The sequence below is a fragment of the Isoptericola sp. NPDC060185 genome, assembly GCF_042728595.1.
Lineage (GTDB): Bacteria > Actinomycetota > Actinomycetes > Actinomycetales > Cellulomonadaceae > Isoptericola.
This window is the reverse complement of the sequence record NZ_JBHWYY010000131.1, coordinates 1-5054: the sequence shown is the minus strand read 5'-3', so window position 1 is coordinate 5054 and position 5054 is coordinate 1. Positions and strand designations below refer to the sequence as shown.

General features: G+C 74.9%; 5 protein-coding genes. 3 read left to right on the top strand and 2 right to left on the bottom strand.

Annotation, left to right across the window (positions count from 1 at the left end; translation table 11 throughout):
* Nucleotides 1-67: 67 nt before the first annotated feature.
* Nucleotides 68-2419: a phosphoribosylformylglycinamidine synthase subunit PurL gene (purL, locus tag ACFWDO_RS21075; RefSeq protein WP_380326590.1), complete on the bottom strand. Its 2352-nt coding sequence runs from the start codon at nt 2417-2419 to the stop codon at nt 68-70.
* A 192-nt stretch (nt 2420-2611) separates the two neighbouring features.
* On the opposite strand from purL, the gene ACFWDO_RS21070 reads away from it, so the two are divergent.
* Nucleotides 2612-3130 carry a putative immunity protein gene (locus ACFWDO_RS21070; protein WP_380326587.1) on the top strand — a complete coding sequence of 173 codons (519 nt, stop codon included), beginning with the start codon at nt 2612-2614 and terminating at the stop codon, nt 3128-3130.
* 3 nt (nt 3131-3133) lie between these two features.
* Here the strand turns inward: ACFWDO_RS21070 and ACFWDO_RS21065 are convergent, their stop codons facing one another.
* Nucleotides 3134-3733, bottom strand: coding sequence for a hypothetical protein (locus ACFWDO_RS21065; RefSeq protein WP_380326584.1), 600 nt, complete (start codon nt 3731-3733; stop codon nt 3134-3136).
* 265 nt (nt 3734-3998) lie between these two features.
* On the opposite strand from ACFWDO_RS21065, the gene ACFWDO_RS21060 reads away from it, so the two are divergent.
* Both ACFWDO_RS21060 and ACFWDO_RS21055 read left to right on the top strand, forming a co-directional pair.
* Nucleotides 3999-4523: a hypothetical protein gene (locus ACFWDO_RS21060; protein ID WP_380326581.1), complete on the top strand. Its 525-nt coding sequence runs from the start codon at nt 3999-4001 to the stop codon at nt 4521-4523.
* Nucleotides 4524-4628: 105 nt separating this feature from the next.
* Nucleotides 4629-5012 carry a hypothetical protein gene (locus tag ACFWDO_RS21055; protein WP_380326578.1) on the top strand — a complete coding sequence of 128 codons (384 nt, stop codon included), beginning with the start codon at nt 4629-4631 and terminating at the stop codon, nt 5010-5012.
* Nucleotides 5013-5054 lie beyond the last annotated feature (42 nt).

Here is a 5054-nt window from a genome sequence, read left to right as displayed (position 1 = left end):
GTTTGGCCCTGTTTCGCCTCCGAAACAGGGCCAAACGCCCGCTCACAGCGTTCTTGCGGGGCCGGGCTCAGCCGAAGATGCGCGGCAGCGTGCCCTCGTGGGCCTCGCGGGCCTCGTCCAGCGGCACCGTGAAGGTCTCGCCGTCGAAGCCGCCGGCCACGACCAGCGCCTCGCCGCCGGTGCGGCCGAGCCGCAGGACGGGGACGCCGGCGGCCTCGGCCACCGCGACGAGCTCGGACTCGTGCTCCGGGTCCACGGCCACCAGGGCGCGCGCGGTGGACTCGCTGAACAGCGCGGCGAACGGCGTCACGCCGTCGCGGCCGGTGACGCCGTCGAGCGCGACGTCCGCGCCGACGCCATAGCGCAGCGAGGCCTCGATCAGGCCCTGGGCGAGGCCGCCCTCGGACAGGTCGTGCGCGGCGGCGACGAGGCCCTGCTCGCGGGCCTCGACCAGCACCGAGGCGAGAGCGCGCTCGGCACCGAGGTCCACGCGCGGCGGCAGGCCGCCGAGGTGCCCGTGCTCGACGTCGGCCCACGCGGACCCGTCGAGCTCGTCGGCCGTGCGGCCCAGCAGCAAGATCGACAGGCCCTCGGCGCGCCAGCCGGACGGCACCGCGGTGCGCACGTCGTCGATCACGCCGAGGACGCCGACGACGGGCGTCGGGTGGATCGACGAGTCGATCTGCCCGGGCTCGCCGGTGCCGTTGTAGAGCGAGACGTTGCCGCCGGTGACCGGGACGCCCAGCTCCTGGCACGCGTCCGCGAGGCCCTCGATCGCCTCGACGAGCTGCCACATCGAGTCCGGGTGCTCCGGCGAGCCGAAGTTGAGGCAGTCCGTCACGGCGAGCGGCGTGGCTCCGGCCGTCGCGACGTTGCGGTACGCCTCCGCGAGGGCGAGCTGGGCGCCCGTGCGGGGGTCGAGCTTGCCGTAGCGGCCGTTCGCGTCGGTCGCGAGCGCGACGCCGCGGCCGGTGGCCTCGTCGACGCGGACCACGCCGCCGTCGTCGGGCTGGGCGAGCGCGGTGTTGCCCTGGACGAAGCGGTCGTACTGGTTCGTCACCCACGCCTTCGAGGCGAGGTTCGGCGAGGCGAGCAGGCGCAGCGCGGTGGCGCGCAGGTCGTCGGCCGACGTCGGACGGGCGAGGCCCGCGGCCACCGTGGTGTCGGCCTGGAGGCCGTCCTGCCAGGCCGGTCGGGCGTAGGGCCGCTCGTAGACCGGGCCCTCGTGAGCGACGGTCCGCGGGTCGACGTCCACGATCCGCTGGCCGTGGTGGTCGATGGTGAGGCGGCCGGAGTCGTTGACCTCGCCGATGACGGCGGTCTCGACGTCCCACTTGCCGGTGATCGCGAGGAACTGCTCGAGCTTCTCCGGCGTGACCACCGCCATCATGCGCTCCTGCGACTCCGACATGAGGATCTCGCCGGCGTTGAGCGTGGGGTCGCGCAGCAGCACGTCGTCGAGCCAGACGTGCATGCCGCCGTCGCCGTTCGAGGCCAGCTCGCTCGTCGCGCAGGAGATGCCCGCGGCGCCGAGGTCCTGGATGCCCTCGACGACCTGCGCCGCGTAGAGCTCCAGGCAGCACTCGATGAGCACCTTCTCCATGAAGGGGTCGCCCACCTGGACGCTCGGACGCTTGGCCGGCACGCCGTCCTCGAAGGTCTCCGACGCGAGGATGGAGGCGCCGCCGATGCCGTCGCCGCCGGTGCGCGCACCGAAGAGCACCACCTTGTTGCCCACGCCCGAGGCGTTGGCCAGGTGGATATCCTCGTGGCGCAGCACGCCGAGGCACAGCGCGTTGACGAGCGGGTTGCCCTGGTAGGAGCCGTCGAAGACGAGCTCGCCGCCGATGTTGGGCAGGCCGAGGCTGTTGCCGTAGCCGCCGACGCCGGACACGACGCCGTGCACGACGCGGGCGGTGTCCGGGTGGTCGACGGCGCCGAAGCGCAGCTGGTCCATCACGGCCACGGGGCGCGCGCCCATCGAGATGATGTCGCGGACGATGCCTCCGACGCCGGTCGCGGCGCCCTGGTACGGCTCGACGAACGACGGGTGGTTGTGCGACTCGACCTTGAAGGTGACCGCCCAGCCGTCGCCGACGTCGACGACGCCCGCGTTCTCGCCGATGCCGACGAGCAGGTGCTCCTTCATCTCGTCGGTGACGCGGTCACCGAACTTCTTCAGGTGCACCTTGGACGACTTGTACGAGCAGTGCTCGGACCACATCACGGAGTACATCGCGAGCTCGGCGGCCGTGGGGCGGCGGCCGAGCAGGTCGCGGATGCGCTGGTACTCGTCCGGCTTGAGCCCGAGCTCCGCGAACGGCTGCGCCTCGTCGGGCGTGGAGGCGGCGTTCTCGACGGTGTCCAGCTGGGGACGGGGGGCGGACACGGCTTCAGCGCTGTCGGCAGCGGCGGTCATCAACTTCCCTCGGGTCGCACGAGTACAAGCACGGGTGGCCGGAATGCTCCGGGTGCTCGGACCGGGTGATCGCCGCACCGCCTCGCGGTGCCGGTATCCGGCGTCGGTTCCGGGCGGGGGCGCCACACGGCGCGCCGCCAGTCTACCGGCGTCCGCCGCGACCCCGGACGGGCGGCCCGGCAGGATGGGCCCGTGCCGATCCTGCCCACCGTCCGCGACCCCCGGCTGATCACCGTGCGCCGGGGCGGGACCCTCACCGACGACCACCACCGGATGCTGGCCGCGTGGGCCGTGGCCTGCGCCGACCACGTGCTGCCGCTCTTCGAGCGGGAGGCGCCCGACGACCCGCGCCCGCGCGAGGCGCTCGACGTGGCGCGCGGCTGGATCCGCGGCGAGGTGCCGATGCGCGAGGCGCACCGCACCGCCTTCGTCGCGAACGCCGCCGGCAAGGGGCGCCCCGACCCGGCCCGGTTCGCCGCCCTCGCGGCGGGGCAGGCGGTCGCCGTCGCGCACGTCGCCGCGCACGACCTGGGCGCCGCCGCCTACGCGATCCGGGCCGCGAGCGCCGCGGCCCCCGCCGGCGGCGCGGAGGCCGCGCGCCTCGCGGAGCGCGACTGGCAGCGGAAGCAGGTGCCCGCCGAGCTGCTCGACCTCGTCCTCGACGACCAGCGGGCGCGCAGCGCGATCTGCTGGGACGTCTTCGACGACTGACCCTCAGCCGCCCTCGGGCCGCGACCGCGCCGCCGAGGGGTCGAGGGCGGTCGCCGCCGCCGCGGCGGCCCCGAGGAGCAGCCCCACCCGCGTGTGCGGGAGACGGAGCCCGCGCGCACGCCAGCGCTCGCCGCGCCGGTAGGCCCACTTCTCCCCCGCCACCGCCACGACGACGGCGACGACCACGGCGGCACCCGCCGCGACGCCCACGACGACCGGGTCCGGCAGGGGGTCCGCGCCGTCGAGGCCGGCCTCGCCGAGCAGCACGTTGTCGTCCCGGCCGGCCGCGGCGCCGGGGCCGCCCGCACCGTCGGCGCCGACCGCGCCGTCCTGGAGACCGTCGCCGTCGACCGCGTCCGCGGCGGCTGCGCCCAGGTCGCGCAGCTCGTCGCGCACCTCCCGTAGGCCGTCGAGCGCGGACCGGCCCTCCTGCGTCGCGACGGTGACGAGGGCGACGCCGCCGCCGAGCACGGCGACCTTGGTCAGCGCGCGGGCCCACCGCGGCCCGACGACGTCCGGGACGGCATACCAGGCCAGGGTCGCCAGGCCCGTGATCGCGACGCTGCGGGCGTCGACCCGGCGGCTGTCGGCCGGCGTCTCCATGGGTCACCTCCGGGTGAGGGGCTGAAGTTCTGCGTGCTCCCGAGGTCGCGGAGCGGCACCCGGGACAACGGCCGGCGGGGAGTGCGAGTTCCTCCGCCCGCCGCCGCACGACCCGGGACCTGCGGCGATGACCTCTTCTTGACTATCCTGCCCGCATCCTTGACCCAGGTCACGATCAGGTGACGCTTCTCCGTGAGCCAGGCCACGACCTCCGCCCGGACGGCCAAGGGTTTTGTCTTTTACCACAAGGTGGTTTGATGCGCTCGTGGAACTGCTCAGAACCTTTGCCCCGGGCGCTTTCGCGTACGGGCTGGCGTCCTGGTCGTGGCTGGGGGTCCACGGCAAGACGCCCCGCTTCACGACTGTCTTCGGCGACGTCTTCCTCGAGTCCCTGGAGGGGTGGTGGTTCCTCGACACCATCGAGGGGTCGCTCGAGCTCCGGTGGTCCACCGCGGTCGAGATGTACACCGAGCTGGACTCTCCCGACGGGCGCGCAGACCTCCTCCTGGAGGACCTCTGCCGGGAGGTCCTCGACGCCGGCACGCTCCCGCGCCCGGACGAGGTGCTCGCGTTCTCGCCGCACCCCGCCATCGGTGGGCGGCTGCACGTCGACCACGTGGCGCCCGTCCGGTTCGAGCTCGCGCTGCGGCTCACCGGCGAGATGCACCACCAGCTGCGCTCGGCGCTCGACGCGACGCCGTCGCCCCTGCTGCTGGGGCACGACGACCCGCCGCACCCGGTGCCCGTGCCGGCGCCCGCGCTCGACTGGCCGCACCCGCCTGGACGGTGACCGTGACGCACCTGTGACCTCCACGATCCGCCCTGCGGATGCACGAGCGCCCTACCTGTCGTCTCCTGGGAGAGGCACGGATGAGGCGGACCGTGGGAGGTAGGCATGAGACGGGTGCTCGTCGTCGGGCTCGTCGTAGGGATCGCGGACGGGGCCCTGCTGGGCGCGTCTGCGGCGCTGGGCTGGACGTGGGTGGCGTGGGCCGCTCTGTTGCTCGGGCTCGGGGGCGCCGCCCTGGTGGCGCTGACCGTCCCGCCGCCGCGCGTCCCACGCCCGGCCACCGTGACCCTGGGGCTGCCGCTGCGTGACGAGCAGCCCGCCGAGGAACCCGTCCCCGCCGCGGCCGCTGTCGGAGCCACCGTCGACGCCGCCGACGTTCCGGCCGCCGTCCCCGCGGGGGCGCCCGCCGAGGACGTCCCCGGCGCCGTCGTCGAGGAGTACCCGCGGCCGGTGCGCACGACCGGGGAGCCGACGCCCGCCGCGGCCTGACGCACCCGTCCCCCACGAGACGCCGGTGGGGCCCGCCGAGAC

Coding starts and splice junctions, on each gene's coding strand:
- purL (WP_380326590.1), bottom strand. CDS start 2,419: ATGACCGCCGCTGCCGACAGCGCTGAAGCCGTGTCCGCCCCCCGTCCC.
- ACFWDO_RS21065 (WP_380326584.1), bottom strand. CDS start 3,733: ATGGAGACGCCGGCCGACAGCCGCCGGGTCGACGCCCGCAGCGTCGCG.
- ACFWDO_RS21055 (WP_380326578.1), top strand. CDS start 4,629: ATGAGACGGGTGCTCGTCGTCGGGCTCGTCGTAGGGATCGCGGACGGG.